Here is a 16,570-nt window from a genome sequence, read left to right on the forward strand (position 1 = left end):
CATTTTTCGGGCCATTTTTGACATAAATGCAGTCAGTAACTCTCATCGCCCTACCGATGCCAGCCATAAACGTAGTCAGTAACTCAAAAACAAACGAAAAAGTGCCTAGCTGAACGAGCCAGGAGCTCGTCGCCAAGCACTTTTTACGTAGCGGTGCACTCATCACCGCTGTCACTGATCGTCTAGACCGAGAAGCCGAGAGCGCGCATCTGCTCGCGGCCTTCCTCGGTAATCATGTGCGGGCCCCATGCCGGGGACCAGACCCAGTTGAGGCGGAAGTCGCGGATACCCTCGACCTTCATGACCTCAGAGGCAGTCTGGTCGGTGAGCATATCGGTCAGCGGGCAGGCTGGGGACGTGAGAGTCATGAAGATAGCGGCAATGTCGCCTTCTTCTATCCAGATGTCATAAACCAGGCCCAGGTCCACGACGTTGACTCCGAGTTCTGGGTCAACAACCTCGTACATAGCCTCTTCAACCTGGATGGCGAGCTTGTTATCGGCTTCGGTCTGCTCCGGTGCCGGCGGGACGGTGATGGACTCGTACGCATCCCCCTCATCGATTGGAGCGCCAGTGGTCATGGTGTCCTCGTCGACAGCGTCAGGCTGTGCGGGCGAGGTGGCGTCAATAGCGTTTGGTTCAGTCATGGTGGTGGCCTTCCTCGTCAGCGGTAACAGTTACAGTCGCGGTGCCAACGCCGTTGCCTTCAGCGGCGTTGGCCAGAGCCTCAGCGGTTGCGGCCTGGAAAGCTTTCCAACCGAGAAGTGCGCACTTCACACGGGCAGGGTACTTAGAGACACCAGCGAAGGCAATGCCATCGCCGATAATGTCCTCGTCGCCTTCAATCTTGCCACGGGACGTGACCATCTTCTCGAACTCGGTGAGTTTGGCCATGGCCTCGTCGACAGTCTTGCCGACAATCTCCTCAGCCATAACTGAGGTGGAGGCCTGTGAGATAGAACAGCCCACGGCGTCATAGGAGACGTCATTGACGACGGTGAGGTCGTCGTTCAGGGTGACGCGAAGCGTGAGTTCATCGCCACACGACGGGTTGACATGGTGCACTTCCGCGTTGAAAGGCTCCCGCAAACCTGCGTGCTGCGGATGCTTGTAGTGATCCAGGATGACTTCCTGGTACATCTGCTCGAGCTTCATGTCCCTCTCCTTTCTTAAAGTTACGGGGTGACACCGAAGAACTTCTGGGCGTGGCGCACTGCGTCGGCAAGCGCCTGAACGTCCTCTTCCGTGTTGTAGATGTAGAAGGATGCCCGGGCGGTCGACTGAGCGTTGAGAATCTGGTGAATCGGCCACGCGCAGTGGTGTCCGACTCGGATGCACACACCCTGGTCGTCGAGAACCTGGCCAAGATCGTGCGGGTGAATGCCCTCGACCTTAAAGGACACGGCAGAGCCACGCTGCTCTGGGGTAGTCGGACCGATGATGGTCACGCCGTCAATTTCCTGCAGCTTTTCCAGCGCGAGCGCGGTCAGGCGATGCTCATGAGCCGCCACCTTATCCATACCGATGGCATCCAAGTACTTCACCGCAGCACCAAGGCCGACGACCTGAGAAGTCATCATGGTTCCCGCCTCAAAGCGCTGCGGAGGCGCTGCGAAGGTGGTCTTCTCCATGGTGACGACCTCAATCATCGAGCCACCAGTGAGGAACGGTGGCAGAGCCTCCAGCAGTTCCCGGCGAGCGTAGAGCGCACCGACCCCGTTGGGGCCGAGCATCTTATGGCCGGAGAACGCTAGGAAATCCACATCGAGATTCTTGACATCGACAGGCATATGCGGCACCGACTGGCAAGCATCGAGGACTACCAGAGCACCGACCTCACGAGCACGGCGCACCATTTCCTCCACATCGGTGACTGCACCGGTGACGTTTGACTGATGGGTAAAGGCCACAACCTTGGTCTTGTCGCTGAGCTTCAGCGAGTCCATGTCAATGCGGCCGTCCTCAGTCACGCCGTACCAACGCAGTGTCGCGCCAGTGCGACGAGCCAGCTCCTGCCACGGCACCAAATTCGCGTGATGCTCCAGCTCAGTGACGACAATCTCGTCACCCTCGCCGACCTGGTACTGACCTGCGCGGTTGTCGCCAAGCACAAATGCCACTGTGTTCAACGCTTCGGTGGCGTTCTTGGTGAAGACCAGCTCGTCGTAGTCGGCGCCGATGAAGCCTGCGATGGCTTCGCGGGCATCTTCGTAGGCGTCCGTGGCCTCCTCAGCAATCTCGTAGGCACCGCGGTGCACCGGGGCGTTGTGGTGGGTTAGAAACTCCACCTCAGCATCGATGACCTGTTTCGGGCGCTGCGAGGTCGCTCCGGAGTCCAGGTAGACCAGCCGCTTTCCGTCACGGACAGTGCGCGACAGAATCGGAAAGTCCTCGCGTAGTGATGGGCTGAGTAGTTCGGCGTTAGGCATTGATGAACTTCTCGTAGCCGTGCTCTTCCAGCTCGTCTGCAAGCTCCGGGCCGCCGGAGGTGATGAAGTGACCATCGTGGAAGACGTGGACGTAGTCCGGCTTCACGTAGTTCAGGATGCGCTGGTAGTGAGTAATGATCAGGATGCCGCCGTCGTTTTCGTTCTGGTAGCGGTTAATGCCGTCGGAGACGACGCGCAGAGCGTCGACGTCAAGGCCGGAGTCAGTCTCATCCAGGATGGCGAACTTCGGCTTCAGCAGGTCGAGCTGCAGAATCTCGTGACGCTTCTTTTCGCCACCGGAGAAACCCTCGTTTACGGAGCGCTCGGAGAACGACGAATCGATCTCCAGGTCAGCCATTGCCTCACGGACCTCCTTGACCCAGTGGCGCAGCTTCGGAGCTTCGCCACGGACAGCGGTTGCTGCAGAGCGCAGGAAGTTGGACATGGACACGCCGGTGACCTCAACCGGGTACTGCATCGCCAGGAAGAGACCAGCCCGAGCGCGCTCATCGACGCTCATCTCCAGCACGTTCTCGCCGTCGAGCAGAATCTCGCCTTCGGTGACTTCGTAACGGGGGTGACCTGCGATGGTGTAGCTCAGGGTGGACTTACCGGAGCCGTTCGGCCCCATCACAGCGTGGGTCTCGCCAGAGTTGATCGTCAGGTTGACGCCCTTCAAAATCTCCTTGGGCTCAGCAGACTCGTCGGTCGGCAGCACCTGCGCGTGGAGGTTACGGATTTCCAAAGTGCTCATAGTGAAATCTTTTCCTTTAATCGGTGTAAGTGGCCTGCTCCCCCGGTGCTACCGGGGTGACAGGGCGGAAAGGGTGAGAAAGAAGATAAGCGGTTAGAAGCCAGCGGTGTTGAGCTCTTCGTCAACGAGTTGCTCAAGCTTCTCGCGAACGGACTCGACCGGAATCAGGTTGATGACCTCGCTGAAGAAGCCGCGAACCACCAAACGGCGGGCTGCCATTTCGGGGATACCGCGGGAGAGCAGGTAGAACAGCTGTTCCTCGTCGAAGCGACCAACGGTAGCAGCGTGACCAGCACCAGCGATTTCACCGGTTTCGATTTCCAGGTTCGGAACTGCGTCGGCACGCGCGCCCTCGGTGAGTAGCAGGTTGCGGTTGAGCTCATAGGTATCGGTGCCCGTGGCCTCTGCACGAATGAGCACGTCTCCCACCCACGCGGTGCGGGCCTCACGATGAGCGACATTCGGCTCGCCCTGCAACGCGCCCTTGTACATGACGTTGGAGCGGCAGTTCGGCACAGCGTGGTCTACCAGCATGCGGTTTTCGAAGTACTGACCGCCATCGGCGAAGTACACGCCCAGCAGATCGACGTCGCCGCCCGGTGCCGTGAATGCAACGCGTGGAACGATACGGACAACCTCGCCACCGAACGTTGCGACGGTGTGGCGCAGCGTGGCATCACGGCCGACGCGAATATGGTGAGCAGAGCCGTGAACTGCATCTTCGTTCCAGTTCACCATGGTCACGACGCTCAGCTTAGCGCCGTCGCCGATTACGAACTCAATGTTGTCCGCGAACGTGCCGCTGCCACGGTAGTTAATCACGCAGACGGCCTCGGCGTGGGACTGCACATCAATGACGATATGGCCGTAGGAAACGTTGTCCTCGCCCGGGCCATCGATGTCAATGACGACCGGTTCCTTGGAAACCGAATTCTTCGCGAAGGTCACGATGTGTGCATCGTCGAAGTTGGAGTACGCCTGTGCTGCCACGCGATCCGTCGGGGTACCGGCGCGGCCGAGGCGTTCGTCGTCACGCTTGACGACGTCCACAGCGACACCATCCTGACCGCCAGTCTCGACCAAAATCGACGCTGCAACCGGATCGGCGGCGGTGCCGTTGTGGAGACCGCGAAGTTTGCGCAGCGGTGTGAACTTCCACTCCTCATCCTTGCCATGCGGCACGGAGAAGTCCTCCACGTTGAAAGATGAGAAAACGTCGCCCTTGTTCGCCAGCACGCGGCGGCTATGAGCAGCCTGGTTTTCGTTGTTAATCGTCGTAGTCATAGGTATTAACCGACCGAACCTTCCATCTGCAGTTCAATGAGGCGGTTGAGCTCGAGGGCGTATTCCATCGGGAGCTCCTTGGCAATGGGCTCGACAAAGCCACGCACGACCATGGCCATTGCATCTTCTTCTTCGATGCCGCGGCTCATCAGGTAGAAAAGCTGATCGTCAGAGACCTTGGAAACCGTTGCCTCGTGGCCGAGGGTGACGTCGTCCTCGCGGACATCCACGTACGGGTACGTGTCCGAGCGCGAAATCGTGTCGACCAGCAGCGCGTCACACTCGACGTTGGAGTGTGAGTGCTTGGCACCCTTGTTGACCTGCACCAGACCGCGGTAGGCAGCGCGACCACCGTTGCGGGCCACGGACTTGGACACGATGTTGGAGCTCGTGTGCGGAGCCATGTGCACCATCTTGGCGCCGGTGTCCTGGAACTGGTCCTCGCCAGCCATAGCAACGGACAGCACCTCGCCCTTGGCGTGCGGACCAGTCATCCACACTGCCGGGTACTTCATGGTGACCTTGGAACCGATGTTGCCGTCAATCCACTCCATGGTTGCACCCTCTTCGCACTTGGTGCGCTTGGTAACCAGGTTGTAGACGTTGTTCGACCAGTTCTGGATTGTGGTGTAGCGGCAGCGGCCGCCCTTCTTCACGATGATCTCCACAACAGCCGAGTGCAAGGAGTCAGACTTGTAAATCGGAGCAGTACATCCCTCGACGTAGTGCACGTAGGCATCCTCATCGACGATGATGAGGGTGCGCTCGAACTGGCCCATGTTCTCGGTATTAATACGGAAGTACGCCTGCAGCGGGATGTCCACGTGGACGCCCTTTGGGACGTAAATGAAGGAACCGCCCGACCACACTGCGGTGTTAAGCGCAGAGAACTTGTTGTCGCCAGCAGGAATAACGGTGCCGAAGTACTCCTTGAATAGCTCCGGGTGTTCCTTGAGCGCAGTATCAGTGTCCAGGAAGATAACGCCCTGGCTCTCCAAATCCTCGCGAATCTGGTGGTAGACAACCTCAGATTCGTACTGAGCGGCGACACCGGCGACCAAGCGCTGCTTCTCCGCTTCCGGAATGCCGAGCTTGTCGTAGGTGTTCTTAATATCCTCCGGAAGATCTTCCCAGGTCTGGGCCTGCTTCTCGGTGGAGCGAACGAAGTACTTAATGTTGTCGAAGTCGATGCCAGACAAATCCGCGCCCCAGGTGGGCAGCGGCTTGCGGTCGAAGATTTCCAGAGCCTTCAAGCGACGCTCGAGCATCCACTCAGGCTCGTTCTTCTTAGCCGAGATATCGCGAACGACCGCTTCAGATAGGCCGCGCTTCGCGGAAGCGCCAGCGGTATCCGGGTCGTGCCAACCGAACTGGTAGGCACCAATAGACTCAATAATCTCTTCGTCAGTCTGCGGAGTGGCAGCCTTCGTGGATTCAGCCACGTCGGTGGAGTTCTCATGGGCGAGGGTCATTGTCCGCTCCTTTCATGTGGCAATTCAGTAAGTGTCTTTGTTACGGGAGTGAGTGGGATATTTGTGGTGCAGATACCGTTACCATCAGCGATAGTCGCTAACGGTTGGGTGTGCTGCCCTAATAATTTACTAACGGCTTCATGCTCCGCCGCGCAGAGCTCCGGAAACTCGGAGGCTACGTGGCTAATTGGGCAATGGTGCTGGCAAATCTGCACGCCGCCAGTGTTCTGGTTGATAGTTGCCGCGTATCCGGCCCGTCGAAAAGCATCGACGACGGCCTCTACGACCTCTTCCTTCTCTGCGTCCTGCCCCACAGGGGTGACGCCGAGCAGAATGTCATCAATGCGCTGACGGGCAAACTGGGCAACTGCCTGCTCACCGCCGGCCTTGCGCAGTGCGGTCAGAGCTGCGCTAGCAAGATCGTCGTAAGCGTGTCCGAATCTAGCGCGGCCCCGGTCTGTCAGACGGTAGGACTTTGCTGGCCTGCCTCGGCCTCGGGGGCCAGTACTGGGCGCCGGAGCGGTTTCGGCGAGACCTTCGTCCACTAGAATATCGATGTGGCGACGGACTCCTGCAGCGGATAGTCCCAGGGTGTCAGCGATAAAAGTCGCGGACGCCGGGTTGTGTTCCAGAAGTAATTGGAGAATGCGCTTGCGCGTATCACCGTCATTGACGGTCGGTTTCCGATCAGCCATGACTGGTGAGTCACCTCCTGCGATTGGACTGCTGGATCATAAAAAGGTGTCTAGGTGGCTCAGCGAGGCAAATATCCCACTTGCGCCGCTGGTGTATTAGACAACACAATTGTGTCGTAATTGGTGCATAAAGTCCAACGCATTTAAATATCAATGCAACGTCGCTGATTAGAACGCCCTTTCGGCGTGTCGAATCGTCTACTATGTGACCTTGTGAAAACTAACCGACCCGCCCCGCGCCGCTCGTCCACCTTCGACGATGCTCTCGGGGTGCGTGACGTCATTCCGAAAATTGGTCTGGCTGGTTCCAGGTCGGCAACCCTCCACCAAGGCTCAGAACAGCCGCTCCAACACCGCATCAATTACCGCGAACTCCGACGCTTCACCTGGCTGCGTTGGCTGGGTACTCTTGGGTCGATCTTTATTATGGTCACCGGGATTGGCGCAGGCGCGACACCGGTGGTTGGAAATGAGTTTTGGGGTACACCACTCGGGCTGATCCTCGGTCGAATGTTGGTGGCAACGACAATCGTCACCTTCGTGGGGATTGGCATGTTAGTCACAGCCTGGTTGGGTGTCGGAGCTTTTGTTCTGGCCGGTGCGCGGACTCGCGTCACCGCGGTGACCACTCCGATGCTCATACGCACCTACGCGGCATGGGTATTGCCCTTGGTGTTTACCGCTCCCCTGTTTACGCAGGATATCTACTCCTATTTGGCGCAGGCTGCAATTGTGGAGCGGGGTATGGATCCCTATCTCGCAGGACCTGTTGACCTATTGGGAGCCAACGACCCACTGGCCCGATCGGTGCCATTGATTTGGTCGCACTCTCCGAGCCCGTACGGCCCCACAGCCCTCGCAGTGGCATGGGGTATCGCCAAGATAACCAGCGACGGGGTGATTGCTTCCGTCTTTCTACACCGACTCGTCGCCATCGTTTCGCTTCTCGTGGTGTCCTGGGCGCTGGTGCAGCTTGGTCGCCGCTGCGGAGTTAGCTCTCAGTTCACCCTATGGCTGGGCACGCTCAATCCGCTGGTATTGCTGCACCTGGTGGGCGGTATCCACAACGAGGCCCTGCTGCTTGCACTCCTGCTCGTTGGCCTCGAACTGTGTCTACGCGCTATCCATGGTCCTGCGCAATCGATGGAGCCCGATGAGCTGCCAGAACCCGGACCAATCGGACACGAGAACCAAAGCCGAGGAAGATCATGGGCGCTGTATGCAGGCGGTATTGTGCTCATCAGCCTCGCCGGAATGGTCAAAGTTACCGGTTTCGTGGCGCTCGGCTTTGCCGGCATGTGGCTGGCCAGAAAGTTCGGCAGCACCTGGAAGGCCGTTGCTCTTTCCGCAGTAGTGACGGGCGCAATAACCGTCGTCACGGCAGTCGTTGTTTCCTTAGGAACTGGTCTGGGCTTTGGTTGGATCACCGCGCAAGGTGGCGCCGCGACGGTGCGCAGTTGGATGTCGCTAACTACCCTGCTCGGGATCATCGCTGGTTTCTTCGGGAGGCTCCTGGGGCTCGGCGATATCAGCGACAGTGCTTTGCTGTTTACCCGTGGCATTGGTGTAGCGCTAGTGGCTGCCTGGCTCCTACGCATGCTGTTAGCGACGTTCCGTGGTCGCATTCACCCGCTCGGCGGCTACGGCCTAGCGATGTTCGCTCTAGTAATCCTCTTCCCCGTCGTGCACCCCTGGTACTTGCTATGGGCCATCGTGCCGCTGTCCGCTTGGGCCAACCGGGTACAATTTCGCATTGCCGTGGTTCTGTACTCGGCAATTTTCAGTTTTGTAGTACTACCACGCGGCCTGGGGTTGCCTCCGGGTACCGTCGCTCAGATTTACCTACTGGCGTTGGTATTCTTCGTCGCAGTCATGCTCGTCATCTTGGCGTACTCGACGCGATCTAAGGTATTTCGCCTTCATTAAAACTGTGAGATTAGACTGACTAACCGTGAATAACGCTGCCAATTCTCCTGCTCTGCGCCTTGAGAACGTAACGAAGAAATTCGATGACGTTGAGGCTGTATCAGACCTTTCGCTTTCCCTGGATCGAGGTAGGGTTCTTGCGCTTCTCGGCCCCAACGGCGCTGGTAAGACCACAACCGTTGAAATGTGTGAGGGCTTCATCAAGCCGGATGAAGGGCGAATTCGCATTCTCGATCTCGACCCGGTCACTCAAACCACAGCACTGCGCAGCCGCATTGGCATCATGCTCCAGGGCGGAGGTGCCTACCCCGGTGTTCGCGTTGGCGAAATGCTGAACCTAGTTGCCAGTTACTCCGCAAATCCGCTGGACACTGATTGGCTCCTTGAAGTCGTAGGCCTAGAACGCCATCGTAAGACGAACTACCGCAGGCTCTCGGGTGGTCAGCAGCAGCGACTGTCGCTCGCATGCGCCCTGGTCGGACGTCCGGAGCTGGTGTTCCTCGACGAGCCGACAGCAGGCCTCGATGCCCAGTCCCGTCTAGCCGTCTGGGATCTCATCTCGTCGCTGCGCCGGGATGGGGTCACCGTAGTCCTGACAACGCATCTGATGGACGAGGCTGAATCGCTTGCCGACGACGTTGCGATTGTCGACCGAGGCCATTTAGTTGTGGCCGGCACCACCGAGGAGATCACTAGCGCAGGCGCATCGGCGCTCCATGGGACGTCGTCAGGCACTGCTATGAAGGTCAGCGTTCGAGGCAGCCTTGACTTCGAAGAGGTCAACCGCAGCTTTAGCGAGTCTGGTCTTTCGCAGCGTCTGCAGCGTTCTAGCGGTGGAGAGTTCTCATTGATTGGTGAGGCTTCACCGCGCGCCCTGACTGTATTGGCCCAGAGTTGCGAGCGACAAGAGGTGTTGATCACCTCGTTGAATAAGGCGACGCAATCGCTTGAAGATGTCTTCTTGCAGATCACTGGAACGGAGATGAGGAGCTAATGACTACCGCACCGAGGTCTGATGCCTCCCGCTTTGCTAAGGGCACTTTCGCCCCGGAGCCGCAGCGTTCGGACATGGCGACGTTGGTCATGTCGCAGGCGCGGTTGGAGACGAAGCTCTTCTGGCGGCACGGTGAGCAAATGCTCCTCACCATCATTATCCCGTTGGCGATGCTCATCGGCCTGGTGATGGTGCCTGTGTTGGAACTCGATGATCCGCTCGAGCGCATCTTCCCCATGGTGCTGGCGATTTCCGTCATGTCTGCAGGTTTTACGGGGCAGGCAATTGCCGTGGGCTTTGACCGTCGTTACGGAGCCCTGAAGCGCATCGGTGCCTCAGGCGTGCCACCGTGGGGCATTATTGCAGGCAAGATTGTGTCGGTCTGCACTACCGTCACGTTGCAATACATACTGTTCAGCCTCGTGGGGCTCGCTCTTGGCGCAGAGCTTTCGATTGGCGGCTGGCTGTTGGCTTATGTGGGGATGCTTCTGGGAACGTTCGTCTTTACTTCATTGGGCTTGCTCATGGGCGGCACGTTGGGGGCCGAGCTAATCCTAGGTCTCGCCAACCTGATCTGGTTTATCCTCATTGGTGCGACTACTTACGTGGCCGTTGCACCATCGTTAGATGGCATCAGCTCTGTGCTGCTGCACCTCTTACCGTCCGTCGCGCTTACCGACGTAATCTCCGCGGCATTGGCCATGTCTGTCCAATGGTCAGCTGTCGGGGTGCTGGTTGTGTGGGGTGTCCTTGGCGCTGCACTGGCAGCTCGCTGGTTCCGTTTTGATATGCCGAATGATTAGGACGTTGCCGGGGAATCTGCATAGAAAAGCGCAGCCCAACGCAGGGGTTTGGCTTATTACCATTTTCCGCCAGCATGGGTAGAATTTCTTAATGTGAATACTGCAGATCGAAGTTTGCCCCTATCGTTTTTGCCGCTGACACCAATCGGGCGCCAGAAGCTCTATGCGCTTCTCGTATTGATTGCACAGGCGGCAATCGCGGTAACCGGTTCTATCGTCCGAGTTACTGGTTCAGGTCTCGGTTGTGCTTCGTGGCCAGAATGTCACCCGGGCAGTTTCGTTCCTGTTGCCGGGGAAGCAGAAATGCTCCATCAAATTATTGAGTTCAGCAATCGCCTCCTCACCTTTGTACTGGTTGCGCTCACGCTTCTGCTTTTCCTTTCGGTGATGCGTGTTGGGCGCCGTAAGGAAATCAAGCTGTTGGCGTTCCTTAACGGTCTCGGCGTTATCGTCCAGGCTGTTATCGGTGGCATTTCCGTGTGGGTTGATCTGAAGTGGTACGCCGTGGCCCTGCACTTCCTGCCATCGATGATTTTGGTCTGGCTGGCTGGCATGCTTTTCGTTAAAATCTCTGAACCTGACGACGGTACTGCTACCCGCATGTACCCGCGCTATCTGCGCTATCTGGCTGCCGCCTCCGGTTTGGCTCTGACGATGACGCTGATTACCGGAACTATGGTCACCGGTGCGGGACCACATGCTGGAGATGCCTCGGTGCTCCCGGAGGATCGCCTCCAGCTTCCGATTGTTGACTTGGCGCATATCCACGCTGGTTTTATGTACCTCTACCTTGGCCTGGTTATCGGTCTGATTTTTGGTCTGCTGGCCTCGGAAGCGTTTGCACGTGTGCGTAAGGTTGCCATCGCACTCGTTGTGTTCATTTTGGCTCAGGGCGTGGTTGGAATGATTCAGTACTGGTCCGGTGTACCGGAGGCATTGGTGCCGGTTCACGTTGCCGGATCTGGTATCTGCACCGCTTTGACTGCAGTACTTTTCCAGCACGGTTACCGCACTGTCGGCGGTAGCGCAGTAGTGACCGGGTCTCTGGAAGGCGATGCGGCTGCCGCAATTGTCGCGTCGGAAAAGAATGCTGAGGTTACCGCGTAGCTAGCTGCTGGTCAGCGGCTGTATTAACCACTGTGGTTACCGGCTGTTGATTCCTGCTCGAACCGCCTAAACACGCACTTTGATCTCGGCGTGTTTAGGCGGTTTTGCTGTCTGCTCGGCTTTGTGTGCTCGGATGTGTTTTCCCAGTGGCTAGCGGGCTGCGCGAGCGATGCTAGGGGCGGTGCGGGGGCGGGCTGCCCACCTATCGATCCGAGTTACTGACTGCGTTCATGACAAAAATGTCCCGAAAAATGGTCTGAAAGTGTCATAAACTCGCACAGTTTCACATTTGCAGCCCGTTTGCACACACAAAAAGAGGCCCTCCCCGGCATTGGGGAGGGCCTCTTCGAGGATTAACAGCTAACTGGGGAAAGGGCCGGGTCTGGCTCCCAACGCAGCTACCCTAGAACGCAACTACCCTAGAACATGCTTAAAACTGTCTGCAGTCCGAGTACAGCATCCATCGAAAGCGCCACACACACGATGGACAAGTAGTTGTTCGACATGAAGAACAGCTTCATCGGCTTGATCTTGCCACCGGTTTTAACGTGACGGTGCAGGTCAATGGCGCCCCACAGGAACCAGGCACCAGCGCCAACCGCGCCAATCAGATAAATCCAACCAGCGTACGGAACCAACAGCAGAGTGGTAATCACGGTTGCAGCGGTGTAGTAAATAATGCGCTTGGAAACGATGATTGCCGGCTTGACCACTGGCATCATCGGCACGCCAGCGGCCTTGTAATCCTCCTTGTAGCGAAGCCCCAGCGCCCAGGTGTGCGGCGGAGTCCAGAAGAAGATGAGCAGGAACAGGATGAAAGCCTGCCACCAGTGAGCGAGCCCCGTAATCTCCGGGTTGTTGTCAGTGATGACGGCCCAGCCAACCATCACCGGCATACAACCCGCAGCGCCACCCCAGATTACGTTCTGATCAGTTCGGCGCTTCAGCCACAACGTGTAGACGAAGATGTAGAACGCAATCGTAATCATTATGAAAACGGCGGCCAGCAGCGAGTTACATAGCAGCCACAGCCAGAGGAACGACGCAATCATCAAGATGGTGCCGAAAATTGCTGCCGCGCGACGGCTAACCTGGTTGCGCGCGAGCGGGCGCCGACGAGTGCGGCGCATCTTCTGGTCAATGTCGTAATCCATGACCATGTTGAAGGTGTGCGCTGCCGCTGCACCCATCCAACCACCGAACAGGGTGAGAAGAATCAGTCCAACGTGTACATGACCGCGATCAGCCTGAAGCATTGCGGGAATGGCCGCGACGAGCAGGAGCTCAATAATTCTTGGCTTAGTCAGTGCAATATACGCCTTGACTGTTTCCAACAAAGCAATGTCCCTTTCACGCGCCATAAACAAAGCCCCCCGTCTACAGATAGTCGGATGCAACGGTCGGAAAGTTCCCGACGAGTTTTTCCGCAAAATAAAATGAGGGGCAGGCAATCAGTTTACCGATAATCATAACGGTTCCAATAATGACCGTCGTAAAGCATGTGCGGCGCGCCCTCTGATGCTTACCTTCGAGCTATTCGGCCCGGTTTAAACCGAGCGCACGTATTCCTAGTTAGTATGGAAGAGATCTTTACTAATCCATTTGGATACTAGGAGTCATTCACGTGACACTGTCGACTGAGCATGAAGCACGGGTTGTTCGCAACTACCCCTCGGACTGGTCTGACTTGGACACGAAGGCCGTAGATACGGCTCGTGTGCTGGCTGCAGATGCCGTGGAAAAGGCAGGTTCGGGACATCCCGGCACTGCTATGAGCCTCGCACCGCTGGCTTACTCTCTCTACCAGCGCGTTATGCGCCATGACCCGAAGGATACGAAGTGGATCGGCCGTGACCGTTTCATTCTCTCCTGTGGTCACACCTCTCTGACGCAGTACGTCCAGCTCTACCTCGGCGGTTTTGGCCTGGAGCTCGATGACCTGAAGGCACTGCGTACGTGGGACGCCCTCACCCCGGGTCACCCGGAGTACGGCCACACTGACGGCGTGGAAATCACCACTGGTCCGCTGGGTCAGGGTCTGGCTTCGGCTGTCGGTTTTGCCATGGCTTCGCGACGGGAACGTGGGCTGTTCGACCCGGAAGCTGCTCCGGGTGAGTCTCCGTTCGATCACTACGTGTACGTCATTGCTTCTGATGGTGACGTTCAGGAGGGTGTCACTGCCGAGGCCTGCTCGCTGGCCGGCACTCAGCAGCTGGGCAACCTGATTGTCTTCTGGGATGACAACGGCATCTCCATCGAGGACGACACCACTATTGCTTTCACCGAGAATGTGGCGGACCGCTACCGTGCTTACGGCTGGCAGGTCATTGAGGTCGACGGCGGCGAGGACGTCGCAGCACTCGAGGCTGCTGTCGAGGAGGCCAAGAAGGATACGGAGCGTCCAACCTTCATTCGCGTTCGCACTGTAATCGCTTACCCGGCTCCGACCAAGATGAACACCGGTGCTTCGCACGGTGCTGCTCTTGGTGGCGAGGAGATTGTCGGCATCAAGGAAGCTCTCGGCTTCGATACCGATAAGAGCTTTGACATCGCTGACGAGGTCATTGAGCACACCCGGAAGCTGGTTGAGCGCGGTGCTGAGGCTCACGCGCAGTGGCAGGTTAAGTTCGACGAGTGGGCTGCGACCAACCCGGAGCGCAAGGCTCTGCTGGATCGTCTGACCGCCGGCGAGCTGCCAGAGGACTTCGACGCTGAGCTGCCGACGTGGGAGCCGGATGAGAAGGGCGTTGCCACCCGTAAGGCTTCTGAGGCCGCGTTGCAGGCACTGGGTAAGGCTCTGCCAGAGCTGTGGGGTGGCTCGGCCGACCTGGCCGGCTCCAATAACACTGTCCTGAAGGGTGAGCCGTCCTTCGGCCCGAAGTCCATCACCACCGGCACCTGGACCACCGACCCGTACGGCCGTAACCTGCACTTCGGTATCCGTGAGCACGCCATGGGGTCGATCCTCAACGGCATTCTGCTCCACGGTGGTACCCGTCCGTACGGCGGCACCTTCCTTATCTTCTCGGACTACATGCGTCCGGCTGTCCGCCTGGCATCGCTGATGGGCATCTCCCCTATTTATGTCTGGACCCACGACTCCATTGGTCTGGGCGAAGACGGCCCGACGCACCAGCCTGTTGAGCAGCTGGCTTCACTGCGCGCTATCCCGGGTGTGTCCACCGTCCGTCCGGCTGATGCTAACGAGACCGCTCAGGCTTGGTCCGCTGTTCTCGAAGGCGAGGCAGGTCCGAAGGCTCTGGCTCTGACCCGCCAGAACGTCCCGGTCCTGGAAGGCACGAAGGAAAAGGCCGCCGAGGGCGTCCGGCGTGGTGCGTACGTGCTTGTCGACGGCACCAAGGAGACCCCGGACGTCATCCTCATGGGTACCGGCTCGGGGGGTCACCTCGCTGTCGAGGCCGCTGAGAAGTTGGCTGAGGAAGGTGTCAGCGCCCGCGTTGTCTCCGTCCCGTGTCTTGACTGGTTTGAGCAGCAGGATGAGGCCTACCGTGAGCAGGTCCTGCCGAAGGCGGTCCGCGCTCGTGTTTCGGTTGAGGCCGGTATTGCTATGCCGTGGTACCGCCACCTGGGCGACGCTGGTCGCGCGGTCTCCTTGGAGCACTTCGGTGCCTCGGCTCCGTACAAGGAGCTGTTCGAGAAGTTCGGCATCACCGCTGACGCTGTTGTCGATGCGGCCAAGGAATCTATCGAGGCTGCTAAGTAAGATTTGTTCAACCTGGCGCTATCGGCCGCTGTCGGTACGGGATTTGTGAAAACCGTACCGAGCTCCGGTGGCGCCAGTATTGTTTGTGGCGCACAGTAGTTTAAAGACACACAGTATTTAGAGAAGTCTTTAGACAACGAAGCGGTATAGACAGAAAGGCGTTAAACACTATGGGAAACACCACGATGGAAGCACTCGCCAAGGTAGGAACCTCGGCGTGGCTCGACGATCTTTCGCGCCAGCGTCTCACCTCGGGCGATTTGAAGAACCTCATCGATGAACTGCGGGTGGTTGGTGTCACCACTAACCCGGCTATCTTCTCTTCGGCGATGACCGCTGGTGAGGACTATGACTCTCAGCTGGCGCAGCTCACCGCTGAGCGCGCGAATCCGTCAGATGCTGTGTTCGCCATGGCTATCGACGATGTCCGCGATGCCTGTGACCTCTTCGCCGGTGTGGCTGAGGATACCGACGGTATCGATGGCCGTGTTTCTATCGAGGTCGATCCTCGTTACGCCGACAACTACGAGGCCACGATTGCGCAGGCTCGTGAGCTCTGGGAACGCGTCGACAAGCAAAATGCGATGATTAAGATTCCGGCGACCGATGCTTCCCTGCCGGCTGTCACCCAGGCTCTGTCCGAGGGTATTTCGGTAAACGTCACCCTGATTTTCTCGGTGGAGCGTTACCTGCAGGTCATCGATGCGTTTATCGAGGGTATCGAGCGTGCGAAGGACAACGGCGTGGACCTGGTTTCGGTTCACTCTGTTGCGTCGCTGTTTGTTTCTCGCGTTGACACTGAGATTGATGCTCGCCTGGACAAGATTGGCTCGGAAGAGGCCTTGGCTTTGCGTGGTAAAGCTGGTCTGGCCAACGCCCGCGCCGCTTACGCCAAGTTCGAAGAGACCTTCTCCTCGCAGAATATCCGTTGGGCGCAGCTGGAGAACGCCGGCGCTAAGCCGCAGCGCCTGCTGTGGGCTTCCACCGGTGTGAAGAACCCGGCTTACCCGGACACCCTTTACGTGACTGAGCTGGCTGCTCCGCAGACAGTGAACACCATGCCTGAAAAGACGCTGCGCGCTGCTGCGGGCTTCGAGGGCGAGGTTCGCGACGCCGTCAGCGGTCAGGGTGAAGCAGCCAATGCTGTTATGACCCAGCTCAGCGAGATTGGCATCGACCTGGATGATGTCTTCGCTGTCCTGGAGCGCGAGGGCGTGGAGAAGTTTGTGGATTCCTGGCAGTCCCTGCTCGTGTCGATTGCACAGCGAATGGAACAGCTGCACGAACCCTGCTGATTATCTAGCTTCCTGTTGGAAGCGGCCGCATTTATGGCTGGCGTCAGCGGGTCGATGCACGATGCGAGTTACTGACTGCGCTATGGC

The 16,570-nt window shown here is 58.2% G+C and carries 14 protein-coding genes; 6 read left to right on the forward strand and 8 right to left on the reverse strand.

The window, feature by feature from the left end:
* Positions 1-182: 182 nt before the first annotated feature.
* The 7 genes from HMPREF3011_RS05005 to HMPREF3011_RS05035 form a co-directional block, all read right to left on the reverse strand.
* On the reverse strand, positions 183-647 hold the full coding sequence (locus HMPREF3011_RS05005; protein WP_038625394.1) for a metal-sulfur cluster assembly factor: 465 nt from the start codon (positions 645-647) through the stop codon (positions 183-185).
* Positions 640-1,155, reverse strand: coding sequence for a Fe-S cluster assembly sulfur transfer protein SufU (gene sufU / locus HMPREF3011_RS05010; protein WP_038625391.1), 516 nt, complete (start codon positions 1,153-1,155; stop codon positions 640-642). Before sufU ends, HMPREF3011_RS05005 begins: the two co-directional genes overlap by 8 nt.
* Before the next feature lie 20 nt (positions 1,156-1,175).
* On the reverse strand, positions 1,176-2,429 hold the full coding sequence (locus HMPREF3011_RS05015) for a cysteine desulfurase (protein WP_038625389.1): 1,254 nt from the start codon (positions 2,427-2,429) through the stop codon (positions 1,176-1,178).
* Complete coding sequence (gene sufC / locus HMPREF3011_RS05020) at positions 2,422-3,183, reverse strand: Fe-S cluster assembly ATPase SufC (protein ID WP_038625387.1); 762 nt, start codon at positions 3,181-3,183, stop codon at positions 2,422-2,424. The genes HMPREF3011_RS05015 and sufC overlap by 8 nt, the downstream gene beginning before the upstream one ends.
* Positions 3,184-3,276: 93 nt before the next feature.
* Positions 3,277-4,467, reverse strand: coding sequence for a Fe-S cluster assembly protein SufD (gene sufD, locus HMPREF3011_RS05025; protein WP_038625385.1), 1,191 nt, complete (start codon positions 4,465-4,467; stop codon positions 3,277-3,279).
* Positions 4,468-4,472: 5 nt separating this feature from the next.
* A complete protein-coding gene (sufB, locus tag HMPREF3011_RS05030) occupies positions 4,473-5,939 on the reverse strand; it encodes a Fe-S cluster assembly protein SufB (RefSeq protein WP_049170616.1) in 1,467 nt (488 codons plus the stop codon).
* Positions 5,936-6,634 (reverse strand): helix-turn-helix transcriptional regulator, encoded by a 699-nt coding sequence (locus HMPREF3011_RS05035; RefSeq protein WP_038625383.1) that lies wholly within the window; start codon positions 6,632-6,634, stop codon positions 5,936-5,938. The genes sufB and HMPREF3011_RS05035 overlap by 4 nt, the downstream gene beginning before the upstream one ends.
* Positions 6,635-6,820: 186 nt before the next feature.
* Between HMPREF3011_RS05035 and mptB the strand changes: the two genes are divergently transcribed.
* From mptB to HMPREF3011_RS05055, 4 genes are all read left to right on the forward strand, one after another.
* Positions 6,821-8,560, forward strand: a complete 1,740-nt coding sequence (mptB, locus tag HMPREF3011_RS05040) for a polyprenol phosphomannose-dependent alpha 1,6 mannosyltransferase MptB (RefSeq protein WP_049181019.1) — start codon at positions 6,821-6,823, stop codon at positions 8,558-8,560.
* A gap of 25 nt (positions 8,561-8,585) precedes the next feature.
* The gene (locus HMPREF3011_RS05045; RefSeq protein ID WP_038625379.1) at positions 8,586-9,554 is read left to right on the forward strand and encodes an ABC transporter ATP-binding protein; all 969 of its coding nucleotides are present in this window, start codon (positions 8,586-8,588) and stop codon (positions 9,552-9,554) included.
* Complete coding sequence (locus HMPREF3011_RS05050) at positions 9,554-10,357, forward strand: ABC transporter permease (RefSeq protein ID WP_038625377.1); 804 nt, start codon at positions 9,554-9,556, stop codon at positions 10,355-10,357. The genes HMPREF3011_RS05045 and HMPREF3011_RS05050 overlap by 1 nt, the downstream gene beginning before the upstream one ends.
* A gap of 93 nt (positions 10,358-10,450) precedes the next feature.
* Positions 10,451-11,464 (forward strand): COX15/CtaA family protein, encoded by a 1,014-nt coding sequence (locus HMPREF3011_RS05055; RefSeq protein WP_038625373.1) that lies wholly within the window; start codon positions 10,451-10,453, stop codon positions 11,462-11,464.
* A gap of 419 nt (positions 11,465-11,883) precedes the next feature.
* Here HMPREF3011_RS05055 and HMPREF3011_RS05060 read toward each other — a convergent pair whose 3' ends face one another.
* Complete coding sequence (locus HMPREF3011_RS05060; protein ID WP_070432241.1) at positions 11,884-12,825, reverse strand: heme o synthase; 942 nt, start codon at positions 12,823-12,825, stop codon at positions 11,884-11,886.
* 263 nt (positions 12,826-13,088) lie between these two features.
* On the opposite strand from HMPREF3011_RS05060, the gene tkt reads away from it, so the two are divergent.
* Positions 13,089-15,188: a transketolase gene (gene tkt / locus HMPREF3011_RS05065; protein WP_070841265.1), complete on the forward strand. Its 2,100-nt coding sequence runs from the start codon at positions 13,089-13,091 to the stop codon at positions 15,186-15,188.
* Between the two features lie 170 nt (positions 15,189-15,358).
* The gene (gene tal / locus HMPREF3011_RS05070) at positions 15,359-16,483 is read left to right on the forward strand and encodes a transaldolase (RefSeq protein WP_038625367.1); all 1,125 of its coding nucleotides are present in this window, start codon (positions 15,359-15,361) and stop codon (positions 16,481-16,483) included.
* The last annotated feature ends 87 nt before the right edge of the window (positions 16,484-16,570 follow it).

The sequence above is a fragment of the Corynebacterium sp. HMSC074C04 genome, assembly GCF_001838295.1.
Classification (GTDB): Bacteria; Actinomycetota; Actinomycetes; order Mycobacteriales; family Mycobacteriaceae; genus Corynebacterium; species Corynebacterium amycolatum.

Bases quoted from the DNA above. Each gene is read 5' to 3' on its own strand.
- HMPREF3011_RS05005 (WP_038625394.1), bottom strand. From the start codon at position 647: ATGACTGAACCAAACGCTATTGACGCCACCTCGCCCGCACAGCCTGAC.
- sufU (WP_038625391.1), bottom strand. From the start codon at position 1,155: ATGAAGCTCGAGCAGATGTACCAGGAAGTCATCCTGGATCACTACAAG.
- HMPREF3011_RS05015 (WP_038625389.1), bottom strand. From the start codon at position 2,429: ATGCCTAACGCCGAACTACTCAGCCCATCACTACGCGAGGACTTTCCG.
- sufC (WP_038625387.1), bottom strand. From the start codon at position 3,183: ATGAGCACTTTGGAAATCCGTAACCTCCACGCGCAGGTGCTGCCGACC.
- sufD (WP_038625385.1), bottom strand. From the start codon at position 4,467: ATGACTACGACGATTAACAACGAAAACCAGGCTGCTCATAGCCGCCGC.
- sufB (WP_049170616.1), bottom strand. From the start codon at position 5,939: ATGACCCTCGCCCATGAGAACTCCACCGACGTGGCTGAATCCACGAAG.
- HMPREF3011_RS05035 (WP_038625383.1), bottom strand. From the start codon at position 6,634: ATGGCTGATCGGAAACCGACCGTCAATGACGGTGATACGCGCAAGCGC.
- HMPREF3011_RS05050 (WP_038625377.1), top strand. From the start codon at position 9,554: ATGACTACCGCACCGAGGTCTGATGCCTCCCGCTTTGCTAAGGGCACT.
- HMPREF3011_RS05060 (WP_070432241.1), bottom strand. From the start codon at position 12,825: ATGGCGCGTGAAAGGGACATTGCTTTGTTGGAAACAGTCAAGGCGTAT.
- tal (WP_038625367.1), top strand. From the start codon at position 15,359: ATGGGAAACACCACGATGGAAGCACTCGCCAAGGTAGGAACCTCGGCG.